The sequence below is a fragment of the Sneathiella sp. P13V-1 genome (assembly GCF_015143595.1).
Taxonomy (GTDB): domain Bacteria; phylum Pseudomonadota; class Alphaproteobacteria; order Sneathiellales; family Sneathiellaceae; genus Sneathiella.
Genome location: NZ_WYEU01000001.1, coordinates 1,260,439 through 1,284,155, shown reverse-complemented (window position 1 = coordinate 1,284,155; position 23,717 = coordinate 1,260,439). Strand labels below are relative to the sequence as shown.

18 protein-coding genes are annotated in these 23,717 nt (G+C 45.1%); 10 read left to right on the top strand and 8 right to left on the bottom strand.

Features of this window, described 5'->3' with window-relative positions:
- Positions 1-86 precede the first annotated feature (86 nt).
- The 5 genes from GUA87_RS06125 to xrtD all read left to right on the top strand — a co-directional run bounded on the left by GUA87_RS06125 (position 87) and on the right by xrtD (position 6,737).
- On the top strand, positions 87-1,547 hold the full coding sequence (locus GUA87_RS06125; RefSeq protein WP_193715610.1) for an undecaprenyl-phosphate glucose phosphotransferase: 1,461 nt from the start codon (positions 87-89) through the stop codon (positions 1,545-1,547).
- Positions 1,537-2,442, top strand: coding sequence for an acyltransferase family protein (locus GUA87_RS06120; protein WP_193715609.1), 906 nt, complete (start codon positions 1,537-1,539; stop codon positions 2,440-2,442). The genes GUA87_RS06125 and GUA87_RS06120 overlap by 11 nt, the downstream gene beginning before the upstream one ends.
- A 156-nt stretch (positions 2,443-2,598) precedes the next feature.
- On the top strand, positions 2,599-4,257 hold the full coding sequence (locus GUA87_RS06115; RefSeq protein ID WP_193715608.1) for a GumC family protein: 1,659 nt from the start codon (positions 2,599-2,601) through the stop codon (positions 4,255-4,257).
- 9 nt (positions 4,258-4,266) lie between these two features.
- Positions 4,267-5,085: a CpsD/CapB family tyrosine-protein kinase gene (locus GUA87_RS06110; protein WP_193715607.1), complete on the top strand. Its 819-nt coding sequence runs from the start codon at positions 4,267-4,269 to the stop codon at positions 5,083-5,085.
- Between the two features lie 92 nt (positions 5,086-5,177).
- The gene (gene xrtD / locus GUA87_RS06105; RefSeq protein ID WP_193715606.1) at positions 5,178-6,737 is read left to right on the top strand and encodes a VPLPA-CTERM-specific exosortase XrtD; all 1,560 of its coding nucleotides are present in this window, start codon (positions 5,178-5,180) and stop codon (positions 6,735-6,737) included.
- Positions 6,738-6,790: 53 nt separating this feature from the next.
- Here xrtD and GUA87_RS06100 read toward each other — a convergent pair whose 3' ends face one another.
- The gene (locus GUA87_RS06100) at positions 6,791-8,104 is read right to left on the bottom strand and encodes an HlyD family type I secretion periplasmic adaptor subunit (RefSeq protein WP_193715605.1); all 1,314 of its coding nucleotides are present in this window, start codon (positions 8,102-8,104) and stop codon (positions 6,791-6,793) included.
- Positions 8,105-10,219, bottom strand: a complete 2,115-nt coding sequence (locus tag GUA87_RS06095; RefSeq protein ID WP_193715604.1) for a type I secretion system permease/ATPase — start codon at positions 10,217-10,219, stop codon at positions 8,105-8,107.
- Between the two features lie 226 nt (positions 10,220-10,445).
- On the opposite strand from GUA87_RS06095, the gene GUA87_RS06090 reads away from it, so the two are divergent.
- Both GUA87_RS06090 and GUA87_RS06085 read left to right on the top strand, forming a co-directional pair.
- On the top strand, positions 10,446-11,078 hold the full coding sequence (locus GUA87_RS06090; RefSeq protein ID WP_193715603.1) for an XrtA/PEP-CTERM system exopolysaccharide export protein: 633 nt from the start codon (positions 10,446-10,448) through the stop codon (positions 11,076-11,078).
- A 30-nt stretch (positions 11,079-11,108) separates the two neighbouring features.
- On the top strand, positions 11,109-12,569 hold the full coding sequence (locus GUA87_RS06085) for a TIGR03016 family PEP-CTERM system-associated outer membrane protein (protein ID WP_193715602.1): 1,461 nt from the start codon (positions 11,109-11,111) through the stop codon (positions 12,567-12,569).
- A gap of 3 nt (positions 12,570-12,572) precedes the next feature.
- Here the strand turns inward: GUA87_RS06085 and GUA87_RS06080 are convergent, their stop codons facing one another.
- The 3 genes from GUA87_RS06080 to GUA87_RS06070 form a co-directional block, all read right to left on the bottom strand.
- Positions 12,573-13,850 carry a choice-of-anchor Q domain-containing protein gene (locus GUA87_RS06080; protein WP_193715601.1) on the bottom strand — a complete coding sequence of 426 codons (1,278 nt, stop codon included), beginning with the start codon at positions 13,848-13,850 and terminating at the stop codon, positions 12,573-12,575.
- 14 nt (positions 13,851-13,864) lie between these two features.
- Complete coding sequence (locus GUA87_RS06075) at positions 13,865-14,797, bottom strand: ExeA family protein (RefSeq protein ID WP_193715600.1); 933 nt, start codon at positions 14,795-14,797, stop codon at positions 13,865-13,867.
- Positions 14,798-14,884: 87 nt separating this feature from the next.
- Positions 14,885-17,305, bottom strand: a complete 2,421-nt coding sequence (locus GUA87_RS06070) for a tetratricopeptide repeat protein (protein ID WP_193715599.1) — start codon at positions 17,303-17,305, stop codon at positions 14,885-14,887.
- A gap of 245 nt (positions 17,306-17,550) precedes the next feature.
- Here GUA87_RS06070 and GUA87_RS06065 point away from each other — a divergent pair, with 245 nt between their 5' ends.
- The 3 genes from GUA87_RS06065 to asnB are packed head-to-tail and all read left to right on the top strand — an operon-like array spanning position 17,551 to position 21,328.
- Positions 17,551-18,474: a glycosyltransferase family 2 protein gene (locus GUA87_RS06065; protein ID WP_193715598.1), complete on the top strand. Its 924-nt coding sequence runs from the start codon at positions 17,551-17,553 to the stop codon at positions 18,472-18,474.
- A 57-nt stretch (positions 18,475-18,531) separates the two neighbouring features.
- Positions 18,532-19,431: a glycosyltransferase gene (locus GUA87_RS06060; protein ID WP_193715597.1), complete on the top strand. Its 900-nt coding sequence runs from the start codon at positions 18,532-18,534 to the stop codon at positions 19,429-19,431.
- A gap of 1 nt (position 19,432) precedes the next feature.
- Positions 19,433-21,328, top strand: coding sequence for an asparagine synthase (glutamine-hydrolyzing) (asnB, locus tag GUA87_RS06055; RefSeq protein WP_193715596.1), 1,896 nt, complete (start codon positions 19,433-19,435; stop codon positions 21,326-21,328).
- A gap of 6 nt (positions 21,329-21,334) precedes the next feature.
- Here the strand turns inward: asnB and GUA87_RS06050 are convergent, their stop codons facing one another.
- Genes GUA87_RS06050 through GUA87_RS06040 form a run of 3 tightly spaced genes read right to left on the bottom strand, consistent with a single transcriptional unit; the run spans position 21,335 to position 23,637 of the window.
- Entirely contained in the window at positions 21,335-21,829 is a 495-nt protein-coding gene (locus GUA87_RS06050; RefSeq protein WP_193715595.1) for a glycosyltransferase, read from the bottom strand.
- 1 nt (position 21,830) lies between these two features.
- Positions 21,831-22,322, bottom strand: coding sequence for a hypothetical protein (locus GUA87_RS06045; protein ID WP_227711694.1), 492 nt, complete (start codon positions 22,320-22,322; stop codon positions 21,831-21,833).
- On the bottom strand, positions 22,312-23,637 hold the full coding sequence (locus tag GUA87_RS06040; protein ID WP_193715594.1) for a hypothetical protein: 1,326 nt from the start codon (positions 23,635-23,637) through the stop codon (positions 22,312-22,314). The genes GUA87_RS06045 and GUA87_RS06040 overlap by 11 nt, the downstream gene beginning before the upstream one ends.
- Positions 23,638-23,717: the final 80 nt, after the last annotated feature.

Below are 23,717 nucleotides of genomic sequence, written 5' to 3'. Positions count from 1 at the left end.
CGGATTAAGGTAATCATAAATTCATTTTTAAATGGCATCAGTTATCCACCTTTGGGGATTGGACTAATTTCTACATCAGCTACGCAATGAACAAACCTGCAGACATAATGGCAACCACTCAGCATTCAGGGAAAGTTGGAACCAACTATCCGCTTTCTTCCCCTGTTATCATCGGTTTGTTCAGTATTTTCGATACGCTTGCGATCGCAATCGCCGGATTTATCGCTTACAAAATAGTCATCGGAAACCCGTTTTATATGCGGGATATTTATTACTTTGCGATGATTTTTGCGTTTACTTCCTTTTTCTTCATCGGGCGTTACGCGGGCCTCTATACTTTCAGCGCGCTGATGTCACCGGGGATGCATCTCATCCGAATAGCCGGGGCCGTCCTCACCATTTTTCTACTACTTATGGCGCTTGGTTTCTCCATCAGTATTTCCGAAGAATATTCCCGTGTTTGGCTTTACAGCTATTTTCTGATAACAGTTGCATCTTTATTCACCGTTCGCCTGACCGGCTTTGGGATTATCTATTTCTTTGCAAAAAAGGGAGTTTTTTCCCGGAATATTGTGATTTTTGGGGCAGGTGAGCAAACCAAACGCCTTGTTACTCTCCTCAATGACAGTCGCCGCGCGCCACTAAACCGGATTGTCGGCATCTTTGATGATCGCAAAACCCGTGGCTCGACCGAAATTGAAGGGCTGGAGGTTCAAGGGAACCTCAAAGACATGATGAAATTCTGCCGTCAGAACAATGTTGACGATGTAATTGTCGCCCTACCCTGGAATGCGGACGAACGCCAAAGTCATCTGGTGTCCAAACTAAGGGAACTTCCTGCCCACGTCCATCTGGTGTCAGATCTTGTTGGTTTTCGCTTTCCAAACAAACCATCCCCGGATCATTTTGGCAACTTGCCCATGATAGAAGTGGTCGACAGCCCCCTCTCTGACTGGAGTGTCATGGGAAAATGGCTCGAAGACAGGATCCTCAGCACCCTCCTTATTCTGATTTTTGGACCCGTCTTATTATGCGTAGCCCTTGCCATTAAGCTGGAGAGCCGGGGTCCTGTGCTGTTCAAACAAAAACGATATGGGTATAACAACCACGTTTTCGAGATCTACAAATTCAGATCCATGTACCACAATGGAGAGGTCCCGAAAAAAACGGTACAGGCCACGAAAGATGACCCTCGCATCACGCGGGTTGGTAAGTTTATCCGCCGGACGAGCCTTGATGAACTCCCCCAGCTGTTCAATGTGTTTTTAGGCAGCATGTCATTGGTAGGCCCCCGCCCTCACGCTGTTGACCATAATGAAGAATATTCTGCATTGATCGACGGCTATTTTGCCCGGCACCGCATGAAACCCGGTATCACAGGATGGGCCCAGGTGAACGGGTTAAGAGGTGAAACCGATACCTTGGAGAAGATGGAATCCCGTGTAGAGTATGATTCATACTATTGCGAACATTGGTCTCTTTTCTTTGATCTGAAAATACTTGTGATGACTGCATTTGTGGGTTTCTTGAACAAGAATGCGTACTAAATCAAACAACAGAAACTTAAATATTGAACTTGCTCGCTTTGTTGGAGCAATCGGTATCTTGTGGTTCCACGCCCAAGCACCCGGGGATTTTATTGGATATGCAGCACTTCAAACCTTTACAGCTTTGACAATTTATTTTTCTCTTGTGTCAGGTGAGAAGCTAAAGCTGGGTGAATTTATATTCAACAGATTTAACAGAATAGTTTTACCTTGGATAGCTTGGTCAATTGTCTACGCTTTCGGATTGATCATTATCAAAGCAATAGAAGGCAAAGCTCTTAATTTTTTTGAACCTTGGATGTTGCTAACAGGACCAGCAATTCACCTTTGGTTTCTTCCCTATGCGTTTTGCTGCTCGATTTTAATGAAAGTCTTCAATGACATTGTAAATCTGAAGAGCGGCAATAACACGATCCTGATAATGGCAATCTTGACCGTTGGGGCATTAGCCAGCTTGATCGCCTTTAACATTTCCAAGTTTTCTATACCTACCCCTTACATTCAGTGGCTTGCTGTTCTGCCATCTACGATTACAGGATTGGCGTTATACTTTGTTAGAAACAATAGAAAATTATTGGCGCTCCTTTTTTATGTGCAAGTTCCAATTTGTTTCATTGCTTTGTTGTTTGGAAGTGGCTTAATTTTGCAATACTACGTTGGCATTGCAGTTATTGCTTTATGTTTTTTGTTGCCTGACATTAAATTCAGCCAATCAGGAACATTGAGTAACTTGGCCTTAGGAATTTACCTGATTCATCCAGCTGTCATTTGGGTGATTTCTAAGTCTTTAGGGGAATTCTCTTCGAACTTGATAATCGCAGTTGTTGCAACCCTGTTCTCAACCGCAATCATATATTTTCTAAAGCGTATTTCATTTTTGAAAGGACTTGTGTGAAAAGCAAATACTTCAGGTACAGCCACCTTTTGTTTACCTATTCAACGTAAAAACATTCAACCAGCAAGTTAGTGTCAGTGGGCTGTAACCGTAGTTTCGTCACAATCGCGGCGTAACAAATGTCAAAAACTGGATGAGTGAAAAGAGCATATCGCAATGACCGCGGACTATTATCAGCAAGAAGAAGAGGAAGGGCAGGGCTTTGATCTGACTCAGATCATCGATATTGCCAAACGCCGTTTCCTGTTTTTCCTTATACCCACTATATTGGGAGCCATCATTGCTGTGGCTGTGGTCTATCTCATTCCGCCGCGGTATGAGTCATTAGCAACTGTCCTGGTGGAATCCCAACAGATCCCTGTAGAGCTTGTCCAATCAACCGTCACTTCAGACCCAAACCAGCGCATTACCATTATCAAGCAACGGGTCATGACACGAAACAATCTGTTGAAGATCATCGATAAATACGAGGTTTTCAAAGAAGAACGGAAAAAACTGTCAGTCAGCAAACTGATAGAGGAAATGGAAAAACTTATCCGGGTTGATGTCATCACAGCGAATATTGGCGGTCACCGCAGGAACGCAACAACCATTGCATTTAAAGTTGGCTTCCAGCATGAAAATCCAGCAATTGCGGCAAAGGTGGCAAATGAGCTGGTTACATTATTTCTGAGTGAAAACGTCAAAACCAGAACAGCTCGCGCCTCAGAAACCACTGAGTTTTTGGAGCAAGAAGCCCAGAAACTTCGTGAAGGACTAGACAAAGCAGAGAAGGCCATCTCCGACTTCAAACAGGAATATCGTGACAGTTTGCCTGAGCAGCTTGAAATCAAGATGAGTATTTTGGAGCGCACCAAGGCAGAGATTAAAGGATATACTCAGCAAATTTCCACGCTTCGGGATGAAAAGCGTTATCTGGAAATTGAACTTTCATCCGCTCGCTCAGGCCAAGACACAACTAAGAATGTAGAAACTCCAGACAACACGACTGAACTTGAACTTGAAAAAGCAAAAGATAGTTTAATTCAACTCTCAACACGTCTTACGGATCGCCACCCGGATATCAAGGCGCTGAAGCGCCGTATCGCGGCTTTAGAAGAAAAACTACTGCAGGAACAGGCAGATGCGAGCGGCGATGAGGTTGATCCAAATACATCTGGCCTGACCCCGGCCTTGAAACGTCTCGTGCAACAATTGCAATTGCGCATGAGTTCAAATGAAAAAGCTCAAGCGACAGCGCAAAACGAACTGGCACGATTAAAAAAGGAAGCTCTAGAAATTGAAGGTCAAATTCTCAAAACCCCCGAAGTTGAGAGGGATTTGAGAGTTCTGATCAGAAACCATCAGGAAATTTTTGCCAAATACCAAGAACTGGAAGCAAAGCAAGGTAAAGCCCAACTAGCCCAAAACCTGGAAGAAGAGAAGAAGGCAGAACGCTTTATTCTGTTGGAACCCCCTGTCGCACCAACAGAACCTGTTTGGCCCAACAAACCAAAATTCTATGGTATTGGCGCTTTCATTGCCTTTGCAATGGGAATTGGAACCGCTGTCTTGATGGAGCTTGTAGATCGAAGGGTTCGAACCGCAAGAGAACTGGAATCGCTTTTAAAGCATCCCCCTTTGGCAACCATTCCCTACATCAAGACGCGGCGTGATATCCAAAAGAAACGCTATAAGCTTTTGGCGGTTTTGGCCATCCCTACAACGATTGGCCTTCTGGGGTTAGTCGCCATACATAGTTTTTACAAACCACTGGATCTTCTTTTCTATCAGATCTGGGCCCACTTACAAAAATTGGGCGTCCTGCCTTACTAGGAGAGAGAGATGGAACGTATCAAACAGGCCATTTCCAAAGCCAAACAGGAACGGCCGAATAAACCTGAAGGTTCGCGCCCGCGAAAAAACATCGAAGCTCCTCGCAGGAAGCTGCAGGAAAATGAACCCATTGCATATGACCAGACCCAGGTCGTTGAATTGGACACCAAACATCTGGAAGCCCATCGCATTGTCACTTTTGACAGCGAGGATCCTGACTCAATCTCTTTCGATGTCTTAAGAACTCAGGTCTTGAGCAAAATGGAAGAAAATGGTTGGAAAACAATCGCCATTACAAGTCCAACACCTGAGTGCGGGAAAACTGTTCTGTCCTTAAATCTGGCGATGAGTATTGCCAAACAAACAGACAAAACAGCTTTGGTTGTCGATTTTGACCTGAAGAAGCCAAAGGTCGCCGATTATATGGGCCTTAAAACACAAAAAGGTCTTGTGGATTATCTGGAGCACGACACAGAAATCAAAGATATTCTGGTCAATCCGAGCTTCCCTCGTCTTGTGTTGTTACCCAACCGGGTGCCCATTCGAAATTCTGCGGAAACATTGACCTCGCGTAAGGTAAAAAATCTGGTATCTGACTTGAGAGACAGATATCAGGAGCGCATTATCATCTTTGATCTGCCACCGCTTATGGCGGGGGATGATGCCATTGCCTTTATGCCTCAAGTGGATTGTGTGCTGCTGGTTGTCGCCAGTAATCAGACCAAACCAGTTGAAATAAAAGAAGCAAGGCGACAACTTCAATCCGCCAATCTTCTTGGTGTAGTTCTTAATAAATCCGCTGAAAAACAAAAGCGATATTACTATTAACAACATCTACGAGTGCAAGTTTATGTGATTTTCAATGCGGTTATGGTTTAGTATAAAGTAATAAAAATGAGCTAACGAATAAGGACTAAAAAGTGACAAAAGTTGAAAGCATGCCTTTAGGGGGTTTTGATTTATCAAAATGGCTGCTACCACTCGGCCTGTTACTTGTGGCGATTTTCTATATTCCTGACGCTGATTTTATCTGGACAGCCTGGATGGAACAGGAAGAGTTCAGCCACGGTCCTTTAATGTTTGCCGTCTCTCTTTTTCTTTTGTGGAAAAGAAAAGATCTGCTCAATTATCCTGATGACCGGGGAAGAACACTTGGTGTCCTCACCCTTTTTGTCAGCATCCTGATCTATGCTTTGGCAATCAAGGCTGGCGTACAAAACATGCGCCAAATCGCGACGCTTTCCCTTATTTTCGGCCTGTTTTTGACATTTGGCGGGTTTACTTACGCACGTTACGTCTTTCCTGCGCTTTTCCTGTTGCCATTTGTGGTCCCTCCCCCAAGTTTTCTAAACTCGAACCTGTCATACGGATTGCAGTTATTCTCTACCGACGTCAGTGTCTTTGGACTGAGAGCGATTGGGGTAACCGTTTTTCAAGATGGCAACATCATTGACCTTGGAAAAATGAAGCTCGAAGTTGCGGAAGCCTGTAGTGGCCTTCGTTATCTTTATCCAATGGTGGGTCTTGGTGCCCTGTCGGGAATGCTATTTGACATTCCCATGTGGAAACGTGGTCTGTTCCTTATCCTGGCAGCCGGCATTTCGATCTTTATGAACTCAGTGCGTATCTTCCTAACTGGTGCCTTTGTTGAGTTTACGGATATGGGCGTCTCTGAAGGCTTCTTCCACTTGTTTGAAGGTTGGGTGTTCTTCCTGATTTCGTTCGCTGTGACACTCGGGGTTTGTTGGCTCACGCTGACAAAGAAAGAAAAAGCTACTGTCGGTAACGGGATGCTCGTCACTCACCCGCCTGCCAAACCTAACCCCGCAGGAAGAACATCAAAAAAAGGGGCGCTTTATGCCGCCGTTGGTCTATGTGTTCTTCTGATCCCACTGACATTTTTACTGCGCTCAATTGATCCGGTTATCCCCGAGCGCGCATCTTTTGCAAGTTTTCCACTTCAGATTAACAATATGATTGCGGAAGAGGATCAAATACCCGGGATCGAGCAGGAAATTCTGCAAATGTCAGATTATTTTCTCGGGCATTACCGTGAGGATGGCCTGTCACCGATCTCTCTGTTTATTGGATATTATGACGTTCAGTCAGCGGGAAAAACACCCCATAGCCCTCGTGTCTGCATCCCATCCGGCGGCTGGCAAATAGAGGATCTGCAGACCATTCAGCTAACCAAAGGCGGCCAATCCGTCCCTGTGAACCGCGTTATGATCGGCAAGGGCGAACAAAGACTGCTTGTTTATTACTGGTTCCAGCAACGCGGTAAGTTTATTGCCAATGAATATGCCGCCAAATTTAACCTTCTGCTGGGGGGCCTGACATCGAACAGAACTGATGGTGCTTTGGTCCGCCTCTCCATGCCTGTTGACACTGAAATGTCGGAAGTTGTTGCAGACAAACGCCTTAATGACTTTGCAACTGAGCTATTCAAAGTCCTTCCGAAATATGTACCAGATGAATGAGGGATTTCATTTCAAGTAAAAAAAGCCGCCAAGCTGGCGGCTTTTTTATGTGTTTATTGTTCTGTCATGGCGCGATTGAAACTCGCGATCACCGGGTTCATGATATATTCAAGTGCCGTTCTCTCACCTGTTGAAATCATGACATCCGCCTGCATTCCAGGCTTTAGCTGATCAAGGGTCAGATTAGCTTGCTCAAGATTGTCAATTTGGACTGTCGCCTGATAGTAAGTTGCCCCGGTTCTTTCATTAACAAGGCTATCTGCCGACACTCCGATCACTGACCCCACGGCGGGAGATGTTGTTCTTTGACTAAAGGCAGGGAAGGTAATTCTCGCCTGAGCACCGATATTAACCACGTCAATATCAGATGGATCCACCTGCGCTTCGACGATAAGTTTCTGGTCTACAGGCAGAATATCCATCAACTCCTGCCCACTTGAAATCACACCACCAGTTGTCGTCACCTGCATATTCACAATAATGCCGTTTGTTGGGGCAAGAATTTCCGTTCGCTCCAGAATATCGATTGACGCCCGCTCCTGCTCTTCCAGATCATAGAGTTGTGCCTGCATATCGCGAAGGCCAGCCACTGCTTCATTAAGAACAGCGTTATCAATTTCTGCAATTTGAAGCTGAATTTCTCCAATTGCCTGACGCGATTGTGCAATTCGTGCCACACTTTGGCTGATGCGTCCGGCAAGTTCAGCCTCATTCCGCTCAAGGGACCGCAACCGCGTCCTTTTGGCGAGTTTTTTCTTCACCAATACTTCCACATCTTTTAGCTCAAGACGGATCAGTTTTATTTGCTCTCGTGTGGAAGCGACCTGTCCCGACAAACCTTTGATCTCCTCCTCCAACTGAGCGACTTTTTGTTGGAGGATGGTTGCCTGACTTTTGCGGGCCTGCAGACGGGCAGCGAAAATATTCTGCTGACTTTCCATCGTTTTTTGAACGCTAGGATCCTCTTTACGATCTAACAACCATTTTGGAAAAACGAGGGTCGCATCCCCATTTTGCTCAGCGGTAAGCCTTGCAATTTCTGCAAGCGTGATCATTTTGCGGCCATAAATCAGTTTAAGCGAGGCTTCTGCCTGAGTGCGTTCCAATCTGAGCAGAGGCTCTCCTTTTTTGACCTGATCTCCATCTTTCACAAGGATTTCGGCAACGATACCACCTTCCAGATGTTGTACAGTTTTCCTGCTACCTTCCACACTGACGGTGCCCTGGGCTATAGCAGCGCTTCCAAGCGGTGCCAACGCTGCCCAGCCCCCGAGACCACCAAAAAACAACGCGATAACAAGAACGCCGAAAAACACAGGTTTTCCAATACCGATTTTATCTTTAGCAAGACCTGATTGTGGCACCATTTATCCAAGCCCCTTGAGTTTTTTCAGCATAGAATTTCTGTCTCCAGAAGCGTAGAAGCCATAGATCTCTTGAATTTCCTGTTCACTCAGATCACGATCTGCCAAAGAAATAATCTCTTCCCTCACCGCCTCGGTTATCGGAGGTGGTGTGGATGACCGTCGCTCTTCAGAACGTATTTTTCCGGATTCCTGCTCAGGCTTCATTCCCACAACTTTATCTTCGGAATTTTTGAGGTTGCCTGCCTGCCTTGAACGTCGCGCTGCTTTGTTTTGAATAGATTTCAACCTTTGAATGCGGGCAATATTACTGTTCACCCCCTCTTCTTTGGTTTTTATCGTTTCCGAGTTCTGGTTATCATCTTTCTCGGAAGGGAGCGCATGTGGCTGCGCAGACACTTTTTCTTCACTTGGCTTGGTGAGTTTTTGCAGAACCGGCCGGGACGCTCCCTGAAGTTTATCAAGGATATCATCTCTAAAGCCGTAATCATCAAGCATTCCGTCTCTCAGAACAATAATCTTGTCCGCATATCTTAGAACATTCGGGCGATGCGCCACGATTATGATGGTCATTCCATCATTAGCGAGGGCGTCCATCGCTTTCATCAAGGCAGCTTCCCCATCGCTATCCAGATTGGCGTTCGGCTCATCCAGAACAAGCAGGCAAGGGTTCCCATAAATCGCACGTGCCAAGGCTATTCGCTGACGCTGTCCTCCGGAGAGTGCCGCCCCGCCTTCACCGATTTCTGTCTCATATCCCTTTTCCATGCGAAGGATCATCTCATGGACACCGGCTTTCTTTGCGGCTTCCACCACTAGATCAGGATCACCTTCCCTCATACGGGAAATGTTATCTTTAATGGTACCTGCAAAAAGCTCAATATCCTGAGGCAAATAACCGACATACTGTCCACGATCCGAAGAAGGCCACTCGCTTACATCCATATTGTCCAATCGGGAATGACCAGAAGTGGGATGGAGATTGCCGATCATAATTCTGGAGAGGGTAGACTTCCCCGCTGCCGTTGGTCCGATCAGACCAACAATTTCACCAGGATTAATCTTGAAGCTGATATTTTTTAAAACTGGTTTCTTCGCACCTGGATGGACAAAACTCACATTTTCAACGGAAATTGCCCCTTTCGGACGAGGTAACGGCATCCCGGGCTCATCCTCCTCCACTTTCTCAATCCGGCTTTTCAAACGCCCATATGCTGCCCGCGCCCCGACAAATCCTTTCCAGGTTCCGATGGCCTGTTCCACGGGCGCCAACGCCCGCCCCATGATCAGCGATGCCGCTATCATGGCGCCTGCAGTTAAGTCGCCCTGTATCACCAACCAAGCTGCAGCGGTAGAGATCCCGATCTGCAAGATCATCCGGAAAAATTTTGAGAATGAAGAGATGATACCGCCACGGTCACTCGCTTTCGCCTGCAATATCATGGCTTCGTGATTGATTTTATTCCACCGCGCTGTCAGGGCCGGCATCATGCCCATTGCCTCAATAACATCCGCATTTCTTGCTGAGGCTTCTGCCTGTTCCATCGCTTTGATCGTATATTGCCCTGACATCGCAAGAGGGCGCCGGGTTAAAATCTCATTCATCAGCGCAAAGGAAAACAGTATTCCGGCACCCGCCAGGGCAATTCCTCCCAACAGGGGGTGGAGGAGAAACATGATGCCTAAAAATAGCGGGGCAAATGGAGCGTCAAGAATCGGAAAAATCCCTGCACCCGTCAAGAAGCCACGGAACGTACCTAAATCTCTCAACCCTTGCGTATTGGGATTTTCCCCCTGCTTCAATTGAGAGAAAATACTGCTATTCAACGATCCGGGGCCAAGCTGGCGGTCAATCCAGCTGCTTAATCGCACAAGAATAAACGTACGAACCCCCTCCAGCATCGCCATGGTTACCAGCGCCAGGGTGGCGATCAGAAACAACATGATCAAGGTGTCCGTATTGTGACTGGAAATAACGCGATCAAACACCTGCATCATGTAAAGTGGTGCCGTCAGCATCAACATATTGATACACAAACCAAAAATCGCGATAAGCAAAAAGACACGCTTACACTTACCAATGGTTTCCCTTAGTACGTCTTTACCTTTATCTTTCACTGTTCTATCAAACGTCCTGTTTACCCGGAAGGCCCGGAATTACGCGAAAGCACCCAAAAAATATGATTAATTCGCCTTCCATCAGTCGTTGCCAATTAACAACTTGGCTCCTGCAAGAACTGATTTAGTGCGGACATAAACTTTTACAATTTCCTGTGTTTGGTTATAGTCTCGCGTTAGTGAATATTGCTTTAACTTTGCTGAATTTTTCCTGCGGGAGGCAGAAGTGAAAAATAACCGTTCAATTATTAAAACGGGCGCAAGCCTGCTGGCCGCGCTCAGCGTATTTCTGCTGGCCGCTTGCGCCACACCGCCGGAACTTGCTGGCTCCGCTCCGGCAACCTTGAAAGAGACGCCGGACTACGTCATTGGTCCCCGAGACGAATTAAAGGTTTTCGTCTGGCAAAACCCCGATCTTTCCGTCACCGTTCCAGTGCGTCCGGACGGAAAAGTCTCTACGCCTCTTATTGGAGATGTGGTCGCGGCACAAAAGACACCAGAAGAGCTGGGTAAGGAAATTGCTCAGAAGCTGACCGCCTATATTGTGGATCCCGTCGTAACCGTTTCTGTTACACGATTTGCAGGCCCCTACTCCCGACAGGTTCGTATTGTTGGTCAGGCGGTAGAACCAATGGCTATCGCTTTTAATGACCGGATGACACTTCTTGATGCCATGATTGCAGTTGGCGGTATTACTGAATTTGCTGCTGGCAATCGGTCTATCATCGTGAGGAAAGAAAACGGGCAGGAAAAATCTTATCGGATTAGGCTCGATGATCTTCTGCTAGATGGTGACGTCTCCGCGAATGTTCCCCTTCTACCTGGTGACATTATCATTATTCCAGAGAGCTGGTTCTAGGATCCTCTGATTTATCAGGTGAGTTTATTCGTGAAAAAGCAGTTTCAAGCATCCCGCTTTCGGCCGTTGTCGCGTTGTTCCTACATCGCGCTTGGTGTCGCTTGCGCTTTTTCAACGATCTCGTCATCAGCAATCGCCGCTGAATGGACCATTGATCCCTATATTGGCAGTAGCATTCAATATACGGATAATGTGCTATCGACCGGTGATGGCAAAGATGGTGATCTGGTCACCAGCCTGGATTTAGGTTTTGCGATCACAGGGGAAACAAGGCGTACACAAATTAATCTGGCCTACGATTTTTCACAGGATATCTATCTGGATTTTGACGAGTTGAACGGTTTTCGACAAAATCTAGTCGGTGGCGGACAAATTGAGATCTTTGAAGATCGCTTCTTTATCGATGGTCGCATCACCTTCACCGAAGAAACCCTGGAAGATGTAGGACGGACTTCTGCCGGCAACAGAACCCTGTCCACTGATCGAACGCAGGTCTTTAACGGTCGCATCAGCCCTTATTTTGTTCAAAATTTTGGAAACTGGGTAACCGGTGTTGCAAGATACGGATATTCAGAAACACGTTTCCTCGAAACAGATGTTGGTAATGGTAGCAACCCGCCCGCTGACCAGCGCACCAATGAGTTTGAAGTGCAGGCAAATAGCGGATCCAGATTTGCAAATCTGCAATGGCAAACGCTTGCAAATTATACAATGTCCGAGTCCGATGACGATGAAAAGTTCAATCATTTCAATGGGCAGGCGAGTGCTGAAATCCCTATAAATCGGTTATTTTCCATTATTGGTGCCGTGGGGTATGACGATTTTGACATTGATAATGTCGACGACGAAGCCATTAGTGGCTTCTACGGTGGCGGCGGAGTGCGTTTCCATCCAAACTCCAGGACTGATGCAAGTTTACAGATCGGCTATCGTTTTGATGATCTGATTTATGATCTGAAGATGGAGTATGCTCCAACCAGTCTGGACACGCTTACCGCAGAATACTCTGTGAATATTCAAAACTCAGATACAAGTCTTGCAAATACAGATATCCTCAACGCAGATGATGAACTTATCCGGCCAGATTTCTCAACAGCTGCCTACGTTGATGATGTCACCAAGTCGTCTCGCTTTACACTCGCCTGGCGCGGAGAGCGTCGTCGCAACAGTTACGGTGCCAATGTGAGCTTCATTGACAGAGAAGTACTCAGCGATGGAGCCAAGGATAAAGTGCTTTCCATCGGCGGTAATTTCTCTCGGCAACTGACGCCTCGCGCGGACCTTTCGCTGTCCGGCAATTACAGTGACGTGATTGACGGTCAATTGCCAACAGACGAAATAACAACATATAGTTTTGGTGTGGATTATCGGTATGAGTTCAGTCGCGGCTTAGCCGCCTCTGCGGCGTATAACTACTTGCTGCGCGACGAAAAAATCGGTGGCAATGTGGAGGAAAATGCTTTCACTCTCTCCATTCGAAAAACCTTCTAGAGTTTACTTCACAAACTCAGCCGCCCCTACATCGGTTTTCTCACCAGATGGTCGGGGATTGCCATAAAAATCAACCTTGGGCCCAACGCCATCCATCCCGGCATCGATCGCCCGGGCGCCTGGCTTTAGGCGGTAATCATGATTATCCGGATCGACAAATAATAAATGTGGATTTCGGATAATCTGGTTCTGTAACTGCAGAACACCCCCATCGGGAAATTGAAACGAATTTGCGAGATTATTGGCAACCAGATTACCTGTGGATTTCTTACCGTTCTTATGGTCTTCAACTCTGATCCACGCTGGTCCCGGCTTTCGGCCTGTTGGGTCAAACACAGTGTTATTCGTTATTCTGACATTTTTAGCACCAGCCACAATAATGCCATGCCAATGGTCTACGACAACTATGTTATTTGATATTTCCCATCCCTCATACATACCATCATAAAGTCCTATTCCCTGCATGTAACATTTGGGTGAATTATCCTCAGTTTCATTTCCAATGAATAAGTTATCTCTCAGGCTGACATTTCGGATAACACCACCACCAGATTTAAGATCGTCTCCAAGAGACCAGGATTGGAAACCGTCATCATGATTGTCATTCACAGCATGGCAATTCTTCACCACGTTTTTTTCAAACAGTGAATTATCTCCTAACCCACGCAACCCATCTCCAGAAAAATGGTTTATTAAGTTTCCTGAGACCACCGAGTTCTGGCCCAGCGCTAGAATACCGAAGTCAATATTCTCGACAATATTATCAAGAATCTTCACTCCTGGCGCGTAAGAACCAATTCCAGATTTTGTTTTATTATTCCAATCACTTTTGTTCCAAGCTTCAATATTTTCGGAAGAGGTGACAAGTACATTCTGAACAGTAATGTTTCTTGAATTGTATCCAACTTCCACTAGATACTTAACTTTTTTTGGTGTTTCACTATCGTAGCGTACTTTCACGCCATCAATTTTCCAGTTTTTTGATGAAAGTATTTTTATACTAGAAAACACGGCTTGGTGTTTTTGTATGGAAATAATCTCTACGCCTTGAGATGGCACTTTTTTAGAAATTACCAAATTTCCATAATTCCCCGGAGCCAAATAAAGCCTTCCATCCATTATGGAACCCGATTTTACGACCCGTTTGAGATCATTAAAAGGATGTGCTTGACTGCCATCTCCCCCCGACGTGGCGGAGGGGTCAACATAGATATCTTTTGCATTGGCAAAGGTGGAGAATAAAAAAAGCCCAACAACTAGAGCCACTTTGAAACCAGTCATACACCCTCCAGCGGTCAACCCTGCAATTTCTCCAACAACATTTTGGCTAGATCTTTGTCACGGATGATAAGGGCAGCCTCTTCCTCGGATTCCCGGATCTCTATCGGGGCCGTCTTGGGTGCGGAGACGCTTTCCCCCAGCTTGAAAACGCCATGTTCTTTTTTGTCTTCAATGACTTCATCGACAATACTACTGTCGATTTCTTCCGACATCTGAGCAAAACCATACACAAGACAAGTATCACATAGAATATTGATGATACGTGGTACTCCCCGACTTGCCTCGTGAATATGTTCACACGCTACATCGGTAAATAACGGCTCATGTCGTCCCGCGACTTCCAAACGGTGCTTGATGTAATCTTTCACATCTTCCAAGCTCAGTGGCACCACATGAAAGTCAGATGCAACACGCTGTGCAAACTGGATCAACTCTGGAGACTGAAGAAGATCTTTCAACTGCGGCTGCCCCACCAGGATCAACTGTAACAGTTGATCGCTATCGGCATTAATATTGGACAACAAGCGCAGTTGTTCCAACAATTTTGGGCCAAGATTTTGAGCCTCATCAACGATCAATATCGTTCTTTTTCCCAGCGCATATTGCTCGATTAGAAAATCCTGCAGACGATCATGTAAGGCAACCTGGCTAAGCCCATCATATGGCTGATCAAAGGCGGACAGAACCCATTGAAGGAGTTCTCCCCCTTGAATATTTGAGACCAATCCAACCGTATACTCATCCGCCAAACGATTAAGGAGGTGACGAATAAGTGTTGTTTTCCCGCAGCCGATCTCACCGGTAATAACAGTAAAACCCGCGTGGTTCATCACCCCATACTCCAACATGGCATAAGCCATAGAATGGGTGCGGCCCCAATATAGAAAATCGGGGTCTGGTTGGATTGAAAAAGGCTTGTTTTCTAAGCCGTAAAACTCTTCATACATGAGTTGGTTTACCGATCGCCTTCAAACGAAATCTTCTTCCAGCTATATAGTTGATCTGTTAACAAATAACGACCGGTAACTACTTTTTTAAGACGCTTTCAAGGCATCAAGAGCTTTTTGGGCCTCTTTTGCCTCTTCAAACGGCCGTTGTTTCGCAATCTCAACGGCTTTGCTCAAATGTTCAATCGCCTGTTTTTTGTCATTTTGTGCCTTATAAGACATCCCCAAATGATACCTTAAAAGCCCAAAGTCAGGTGCTTTCTCCACCGCATCTTCCAAAAGCGTCACTGCAAGTTGGTATTCACCCAGGCGATAATGGATCCACCCTAGAGTATCCTGAAAATGTGGCACTGTAGAAGACCGGAAGCGCTTCGCATAAGTGTACGCTTTACGCAGATTTTCTTCATCGTCATAAACCTGAGAGATCAGACTTGCCAGATTATTTGCTACGACATCCGAATTCGGTCTAGTTTTCAATGCTTCTTCATACACAGCAATGGCTTTTGGATAGTCTTTTAGAAGTTCATAAATACCAGCTTCAGTCAGCAACAGCGTGAAGCTTTCGGGCAGTACGGCACGCCCTTTATCCAACACAGTCTTTGCACCCTCAAAATCTTTTTTGCGGATTTTATAGGTGACATATGTGTAGTAGACATTTTGCTCTTTTGGCGCTTCGGCGACCAGTTTTTCATATTCCTGAACCGCCTCATCTTCCCGGTCCAGCACGATGAGCAATTGCGCCAACAGGATACGGGCAGGTAAATTCCCTTGGTCCTGTGCCACAATATCTCTCAAGAATTTCTCAGCCTCTTCAGGCTTTCCCTGAGACATATAGAGCCTCACCAAGGAGACAATGGTATTGGCCCCGTTTGGTACATTTTCATAAGCCTGACGGAAACTCTCGATACTCTTATCGAAATCCTGCTGCCCTGCGTAAGAACGCGCAAGAATCTGGTCAGACACCACATTGTCTTTATCCAGCTTGCGTAACTGTTCCGCAACCTCCGCAGCGCCGTCCCAGTCCTTTTGAATGAGTTTTGCCTGCGCCAACGCGGTTAGCAGCCCTGTATCACGTGGAGAAGCGCGCAGGGCTCTTTTCAAGATATCCTCGGCACGTTCATATTCACCGCGCCGACCCAGGAACTGAGCATACTGCATAGAAGCCAGCGCACCAGCGTTGGAGATTTTATAAGCTGCATCAAAACGATCTTCCGCAAGCTCTACCGCGCCGTTCATTTCGTGGGCACGGGCCAACAATAATGTTGCCTGGACCGAATCCGGCTGATCCTTCAACGCAGATCTAAGATCTGTGATGCCGTCTTCTACTTTACCGTCATCCAGTTTCAAACCGGCGCGGATCAAAAGCGCATTAGTGTGAAAAGGATCAGCCGCAATAGTCTCTTCAATCAGCTTTTCCGCCCCAGCGCGATCCTGTTCTCTCAACAACATCTCTGCCAAATTCACACGCGCACTAAGACCATCTTCTTCAGTTCCTGCCTGTTGAATAACCTGATTGAGAATCTCTTTTGCCCCAGCAACATCCCTTGTTGAGAGAACCAGTTCCGCTTTGGCAAGTTGATACACGTACCCGCTTGGGTTGGCGGCAATGATTTTATCAAGTTCGGCAATGGCGTCGTCTGTTCCGTTCACCACCTGGAGGAAGCGGATCAAATCAATTTTCGCATCCTGATCATCTGGATTATCCGCAACGATCTTGCGTACCTCTGCTTCCGCCTTGCCCTTCTCATCCCGCGTTAGATAGAAACGAACTAGGTTATTTCTGAACTCGCGATTATCCGGATTCTGTTCAATCAGCGTTCTAAAAACGGCTTCAATACCATCCAAATCCCCAACGGATTCCAAAGAACGCATTTTGGTCAAATGCAAAGACACATTGTCTGGATGGATTTTCAATGCCTCTTCAACATATTTGATCGCGGTCTCAGCATCTTTTTTTGTCAGAGCTTGCGCTGCCAGAATAAGCGACCCTTCCACATGACCGGCTTCAAGCTCAAGCGCCTTCATCGCCGCTTTCGTGGCTTCTTCATGTTGTTCCTGACGCAGTAGAAGCGCTGACCGCAAGGACCACACATCGGGGTTCGAAGGGTCCAGACGCATGGCCATGTTGGATTTCTCTTCAGCCTCCGGCAGACGGCCTGAGAACAGCATCAATTTGCCGATACGCACCTGCGCCGGCACATGGTTTGGATCCAGTTCAACAGTCTTGAACAAATCCCCTGCATATTCACGTACTTTGCCAGCCTTCTCTTCCAGAAGAGCTAGGTGATACCAGGCATCTGCAATCGTTTCGTTCAGCTGCAGCGCATTTCTGAACTCGAGTCCGGCCTTCTCGTAATTTTCTTCTTCAAAAAGCTGAACAGCGTTTTGATAATAGGCCTGCGCTTTTTCCTCGGGGGAATCACACGCAGCAAGTCCCAGCATTGCTGTTCCAACAAGTAGAGGAATGAGTGTTTTCCGCCCCAGATTGCCCTTAACCATTTTTTTCATAGATCCCGCCAACGCTTTTTATTTTGTCCAAAGTTAATGAGGAAGTACCGGATACTGCTTTATGACGAAACAAACTGCCATACCGTGTGTCACAAAGAACGCACAACTTAAGGGGATAAACCTGAAGAGGAAGTTAAAAAACCGCGCCCCTTTCCCCCAAACATAGAATAAATCTTTGTTTAACAATAGCATCATATATAGCATAGAGCAGAAACCACATTCCAGCCCGTAAGCGTATCAATTCAATGACCAAAAGCGAAAATGCAGAGCTCAGTATCATTATTGTCAGTTACAATACCCGAGAACTGACGCTTAAATGCCTGGAAACTCTTTATCAAAACACCAAACACACCAATTTCGAAGTTATCCTTTGGGATAATGATTCTCACGATGGATCCGCGGACGCAGTCGCAGCGGCTTACCCGCAAGTGAAACTCGTTAGATGCGAAGAAAATCTGGGATTTGCAAAAGCAAACAATTTGGCTGCAGAAAATGTGTCTAGTGAATGGCTTCTTCTTTTAAATCCAGATACAGAAACACATCCTGGCGCGATCGATAATCTTCTGGAGTTTTCAAAAAAACATCCGGAAGCAGGAATTACAGGCGGCCGCACAGTTTTTCCAGACGGCTCTTTGAATATTGCTTCCTGCTGGATGAAGATCACCCCGTGGAGCATGTTCTGTCACGCATTTGGACTGACTGCGATTTTCCCTAACTCTCCCCTCTTTAACACTGAGGCCATCGGAGGCTGGAAAAGAGATACCGTTCGCAAGGTCGATATCGTAAGTGGTTGTTTTTTTATGCTGAAAACTGATCTTTGGCGCGAATTTGGCGGATTTAACCTTAAATATGTCATGTATGGTGAGGAAGCTGACCTCTGCCTGCGCGCCCAAAAAGAAGGTTATCAGCCCATGATCACCCCAGATGCACAAATCATGCATTTGGTAGGGGCATCAACTAAAAACAGAGCTGACAAGACGGTCCTTGTTTCTAAAGCTCGCATCTCCTTAATCAAAGATCATTGGAGCAGTGTTAGCGCGCCGATCGGGCTGTTACTGTTCTTCTGTTGGATAACCGTGCGAAAATTTGCTGCCCTTTTAACTTTTAAGAAACAATCTCAATGGCATGAAGTGTGGAAACAAAAGACTAGCTGGCTCAAAGGTTATTAAAGGTATCATGCAATTTGAACAAGCTATCCTATCGCCGACAATTGAAGTAGAAACTCTATGGATTTGAGCATCATCATCCCGCATATCAATGATCAGCAGAATCTTGAGCTTTGCTTAAAGTCTATTTCGAGCCAAAAAAATGTCGCTTGCGAGTTTGAAGTCATCGTGTGCGATAACGGTAGCACAGACTTCAACATTGAATTCGAAAAATATAATTTTAACCTAAAGCTAGTAATTGAAAAAAACCGTGGTGCTGCTGCTGCGAGAAATGCTGGCATAAAGGAAGCAAAAGGCAAATATCTGGCTTTCACCGATTGCGACTGCTTACTTGATCCAAATTTTGTCAACACTGGCATTAGGGAAATTCAAGCCTTACCCGTTCACCATGTGATGCTGGGGGATGTCATAATTTATAGCCATCACCCTACCCCCAACAGTGTTGAAGCATTCGAAATGATTTTTTTAATGGATCAGGAGAAATGTGCCGCGAGAAAAGACGGAGCGACCGGCAATCTGTGGACGAGTTCATCTTTATTTAGGGAAGTTGGTGAGTTCAGACAATTCGTTGCTGAAGACACCGACTGGTGCCGAAGAGCTGCACAAGCTGGCGCTAGTTTTTCGTTTAACAAGAATTGCTTGGTTTTCCATCCAGGACGACAAAAATTCTGTGAACTGAGAGAGAAATGGGGCCGTCAAACAGTTATGAAGTTCAATGAACTAAGGCCTCAAGAGCACTTTTTCTATATCTGGATCTTTTTGATCCTTGCGGTCATTGCATCTCCTTTTGTTCATACCATTAAAGCACTTCGAAGCGATCGTGTAAGTAAGATTAGATATAAGTTAAAAGCAATTCATGTGCTATTTTGGTGCAGGTGGTTTCGTGCACAATTAATGTTACGGTTGCTACTACAACCCGAAAAAGTTGTGGACCCAGTCAAATATTGGAGACAAAGCTAACATGTGCGGAATCGCAGGGTTTCTAAACTATGATGAACATCGGTCTCTTGCGGAAAAATCAAATTTGATTCAATCTCATCGGGGCCCAGATTCCAATGGCGTTTGGAGCTCAGACAATTTGAGTTTTGCTCATCAGAGATTATCAATCATTGATTTAGATCCTCGCTCTGACCAACCATTTATTAAAGACGGTTTGGTTATTGTCTACAATGGCGAAGTGTACAACTATGCCGAAAAAAGAAAGTTTCTCCAAGACAGTTGCGGAGTTGAGTTTACTACTACATCGGATACCGAAGTTATCCTGGAGCTATACCGCTTTTACGGTGAAAAATGCTTGGATCATCTTATCGGAATGTTTGCGTTTGCAATTTATAATCCTGCTACGGGCAATACGTTTATTGCGAGAGACCATTTTGGTATCAAGCCATTGTTTTATGTTCAGCAAGGCAAAAAGTTTGCTTTTTCCTCTGAGTTAAAAACTTTGAGAAAGCTTGTCGCAAAGGACAACTCCGTAAATTTCACAGCGCTGGCAGCTTGTATCCAGCTTCAATGGCTACCTGACCACTATTGCATATTCGAGGGGGTTTCCAGGCTGCAACCTGGACATTATTTATTGGTTGACTCAAATGGCCAAGTTCAATGTCACGAATACTGGAAATTGTCTGAGCAACCAACACCAGATATTGCCAATTTGTCTTTACAAGACACCATCGATTATCTGTCAACTGAGCTGGAAAACACCATTTCTCGGCATTTGGTTTCGGATGTCGAAGTAGGTAGTTTTTTAAGCGGTGGCCTAGACTCTTCCTTGGTAAGCACAATTGCTGGAAGAAAAACAGGTTCTATTAGTACATTTACTATTGGGATGCGCCAAGAAGACAAGAAAATTGAAAAAATGGCTGACGACCAATTCTATGCGGAATTAATCGCTAAGAAAGAAGGGTTCAATCATAAATCAATTGTGGTTGAACCAAATGTTGTTGATGAGCTTCCAAAGCTGGCTTATTCGCTTGATGAGCCAATCGGCGATCCTGCCGCGATTAATACCGCCTTGATATGCGAATTAGCCAATGCTTCGGGACTAAAAGTACTTTTATCCGGCATGGGAGCTGACGAACTGTTCTTTGGATACAGGCGACATAAAGCGCTCCTATACGCCCAAAGATACCAAAAATTACCAGCAATCCTTCGTAACGCTATCGGCAGATCCGTTAATGTCATGCCGGTTCGAATTGGTAATAGTGGGTTTCGATTGGGAAGGTGGGCAAAAAAATTCAATTCATTTGCTAACCTCCCCATAAGCCAAGGTTTTCAGAGAAGTTACAGTCAATATGAAGATGATGAATTACTTGGCCTTGTGAAGGTACTCGACGGAGATCACCTACGTAGTTTTGCTGACTATCATGAAACAGTTATGAGATCTCTATTCATAGATGATCCGATCAATAATTTTTGTCAAACTGACATCAAGTTATATATGTCCGGCCTAAATCTCACTTATACTGACCGTGCCACAATGGCCAAATCCATTGAAGCAAGAGTTCCATTTATCGATAAGTTGTTTGTTGAAGCGGCTATGAGCATAAATAGCAGGTTTAAGTTCCAGAAAGGTGAATCTAAGTATATTCTGAAAAAAGTGGCAGAAAAATATTTGCCAAAAGAAGTCATCTATCGTCCGAAATCAAACTTCTCTCTTCCCATTAGAAGTTGGTTGGCAACAGACCTAAATGAAATGGTTATGGACCTACTATCCGCAGAAAGAGTGAAAAAGCGGGGTTGGTATAACCCGGATGCAATTTCCAAACTTATATCGGATCACGTCAATGGGACGCGAGATAACTCAGCCAAGATATACCAACTGCTCTCTATAGAATTGTGGGCCGAAAGCCTTCTATGATGGACATCAGCTATGTATAAAGTGCCTTATCTCTTCAATCAGACTATCATCTGCGAACTTCCCGCTTTCGGAGTTCCGTTCGTGATCTAACCCTCCAATTGCATCCATCATACCTGCATCAAAAAACGCGTCATCAAAAACTGTTGTAATTAATTGTCGATCTTGAAACTTTTGCGCGGTAGCCATTTGGTGGTCATTGCGATGTTCCCCCAAAGACGCTTTTCTTGGCATAATAAGCAGTGGCTTCGCTTGGACTAAAGCTGTGATAATTGTACCCATGCCTGCATGTCCAACAACCAGTTTCGACTCTTCGTACATTTTGGAAAACTCATCCGGCTCCAGAAACTCCACCCACTTAAAATTCTTGGGTTCATAACTCCCTTCTTCAACAGATGCAATTTGACCAAACACTGTTTCTTTAGGATTCTGTGCGCACCAGCTATCCATTGCTCTTACTAACCGCTCGAAGGGCAGTTGTGTTCCAAGTGTCAAAAAAATCAAATTACTTTTCCTCGATATGCTGGTTTGTTTTTCTCTCTTTCGCCATTTTACCGGCCAACTCTGGCCACTGTGTCAGCCATAAATCTGCGCTAGTACTGACCTTCTCACCTGATAGTGAGAGTTCTTCCGCATTTGCAATGCTATCAAGCCAAATTGTCTTTGCTCCTAGCAATTTGCCAATTTTCAGCGCAAAAAATCCTGGAGCCGCCCCGGTTGAAATAATAACGTTAGGTCTGTTCTTTAGAATAATCCAACCGATTTGAAAAAGTTGGTGCAACAACTTCAATTTTTGCCACCTATTCGCATCTTGAACACAAAAATACTTAACGTTCGTCTGGTTGCGAGCTTCGGCATCTTTTATTACCTGGGAATAGTATCCTTGCTTAGTCGTCACGTATATGACGTGACACCCATCCCATGCAGGCCTTAACCGCTGCAACTGAACCCAATGCCCCCCGGCTGAAGCTATTGCAAGAACTGTTTTAGTCATCATGCTTCTCTTTAAACTCGTAAGCTATCCTTTTCATTTTGACTTCTTTCTTCACCATATATGGATAGCTAATCATGATCCCAAGTAAAGCAAAATAGTACTTGTTTGGCGTGTCGTAGAAGCTCACGGAAAGCATGGCAACATTGAGAGAAAACAAAATAGCGATCAATGAGAAACCAACATATCTCTCTTTTTTTGGTAGTGTATGGAGCTTTAATTTGAATATGTTTCTGTATGCCAACCATGTGATTGAGAGAAACAGAACCAAAGCCATCAAGCCACCATATACCGCAACCAGAATGTAATGGTTTACAATATCAATAATTGGCCTGCCATCTACCATACCTCCCCAATAGTGAGGGAGATTGCTACCATATCCAAACAGCCAATATGAACCGAGTTCAGAAAAAGCGACATCAATTAGCCTCCCGCGATACCAAGCCGTTGCTGAGTTTAACCCTAGGTAACTTCCAACATAATGAATACCTCTTTCCGAAATCAGATGAAGTATTGACAGTAATGCTAGCCCGGTCAGAAGAAGAGGCTTTATTTTTGCAGTATGATTTTTCATCTGTCTGAACAACAAGAATGATAGGGCTGCAATCCAAGGACCTGTAGAAAAACTGCTTACAACTCCCAAATACGCGAACGCAATGCCGACAAGAGTTAGCAGTTTCTTCCTCGTCATTGTATGTAACGTGACGAGTAATCCCCCAATTATCGACATGGTAATCCCGAAGTAGATATGAATAGATTCACTTACTGTTGCTCTATAAAACCCCAATCTTTTTTCAATTTCAACTTCACCAAAAACAGTAACCCAAGGACGATACTGTAGAAACTGCTTGTAGAAAGTTGAGCCTGTTACAGCCTCATATGCCGCCAATGCTCCTATGTAAATGGCCAAAACAGACAATACGACAACGAGTTGTTTGAAATCGACTTCCCTTTGCAGACTCAAACGAGCAACAAAGTAAATCAAGATCAAATCCAATAGTTCTCCAATTGCTCGTGTCAGATAATCTAGACTTTGATTTTCAATGATATTCGCAGCAAGTAACCAAACCCAATACACTAGCATCAACACATCTGCTAGATTACCTCTCATGCCGCGGAATCGGCCGTTTAACAGGAACTTTGTAAACAGAACTAAAGCTAGAATTCTGGACACAGACATTAAGGCTGGCCCCATAGGTATCCTTAGATATTCTGGCCACAATAACGTAGAAGCGAGTACAATTGCCAAAGCTGTCCCAGGTTTTACATAGAGAACTATCAGACTGAGTAGAACGGCTATCGCAATAGTTTCAATGAGCATAGGGTTTAGTTACTTTTGCTTTTTTCAATGCAAACAAATTGATACAACTAGTTTTTTTGTTAAGACAATTCATCTAAACA

Bases quoted from the DNA above. Each gene is read 5' to 3' on its own strand.
- GUA87_RS06065 (WP_193715598.1), top strand. From the start codon at position 17,551: ATGACCAAAAGCGAAAATGCAGAGCTCAGTATCATTATTGTCAGTTAC.
- GUA87_RS06040 (WP_193715594.1), bottom strand. From the start codon at position 23,637: ATGCTCATTGAAACTATTGCGATAGCCGTTCTACTCAGTCTGATAGTT.
- GUA87_RS06120 (WP_193715609.1), top strand. From the start codon at position 1,537: ATGCGTACTAAATCAAACAACAGAAACTTAAATATTGAACTTGCTCGC.
- GUA87_RS06045 (WP_227711694.1), bottom strand. From the start codon at position 22,322: ATGATGACTAAAACAGTTCTTGCAATAGCTTCAGCCGGGGGGCATTGG.
- GUA87_RS06075 (WP_193715600.1), bottom strand. From the start codon at position 14,797: ATGTATGAAGAGTTTTACGGCTTAGAAAACAAGCCTTTTTCAATCCAA.
- GUA87_RS06080 (WP_193715601.1), bottom strand. From the start codon at position 13,850: ATGACTGGTTTCAAAGTGGCTCTAGTTGTTGGGCTTTTTTTATTCTCC.
- GUA87_RS06110 (WP_193715607.1), top strand. From the start codon at position 4,267: ATGGAACGTATCAAACAGGCCATTTCCAAAGCCAAACAGGAACGGCCG.
- GUA87_RS06060 (WP_193715597.1), top strand. From the start codon at position 18,532: ATGGATTTGAGCATCATCATCCCGCATATCAATGATCAGCAGAATCTT.
- GUA87_RS06125 (WP_193715610.1), top strand. From the start codon at position 87: ATGAACAAACCTGCAGACATAATGGCAACCACTCAGCATTCAGGGAAA.
- GUA87_RS06100 (WP_193715605.1), bottom strand. From the start codon at position 8,104: ATGGTGCCACAATCAGGTCTTGCTAAAGATAAAATCGGTATTGGAAAA.
- GUA87_RS06115 (WP_193715608.1), top strand. From the start codon at position 2,599: ATGACCGCGGACTATTATCAGCAAGAAGAAGAGGAAGGGCAGGGCTTT.
- asnB (WP_193715596.1), top strand. From the start codon at position 19,433: ATGTGCGGAATCGCAGGGTTTCTAAACTATGATGAACATCGGTCTCTT.
- GUA87_RS06070 (WP_193715599.1), bottom strand. From the start codon at position 17,305: ATGAAAAAAATGGTTAAGGGCAATCTGGGGCGGAAAACACTCATTCCT.